Origin of the sequence: Spongiactinospora gelatinilytica (assembly GCF_003236385.1) — a bacterium.
Taxonomy (GTDB): Bacteria; Actinomycetota; Actinomycetes; order Streptosporangiales; family Streptosporangiaceae; genus Spongiactinospora; species Spongiactinospora gelatinilytica.
In genome coordinates this window covers 1-451 of record NZ_POUA01000863.1, presented here as the reverse complement: position 1 = coordinate 451, position 451 = coordinate 1, and the positions used below count along the sequence as shown (strand labels likewise).

1 protein-coding gene is annotated in these 451 nt (G+C 36.8%); it reads left to right on the top strand.

Annotation, left to right across the window (positions count from 1 at the left end):
• Positions 1-214 precede the first annotated feature (214 nt).
• A partial coding sequence (locus C1I98_RS39790) for a PTS sugar transporter subunit IIA (protein ID WP_146607970.1) occupies positions 215-451 on the top strand: 237 nt, incomplete at its 3' end.

The following is a 451-nucleotide window of genomic DNA, read 5'->3' as shown; positions in this document are numbered from 1 at the left end:
ATATCAAGATGCCAAAATGTTCTACTATGTTCAACTGCTAAAATATTAAGTTCGTTTAAATTGGCCCCTCCAAAGCTTTCACACGGCAGGTTTGAACTTAATTAACTTTTTTGGCAAAATCTGTTGACTTATTCTTGAAAACGTTTACTATTATGAGTGTAACAAAGTTGAACATCAACTGATAAGTTAAACATAACAGAAAGGAGTGGATGAAATGTATGAATCCATGTTCACCAAGGACCTAGTCAATCTGAACGTCAACGCTACTGATGCAAATGAGTTGTTCAATCTCGTTGGTGAAGATGCTCACGCGAAAGGCTACGCAAATGCTGATTATGTTGAAGGTTTAAAAAAGAGGGAACAGAGTTATCCAACAGGCCTTATCTTTCAAAACCTCGAACTGGCAATTCCTCATGTTGATCCGGAGTATGTTGTTAAACCATTCATATAC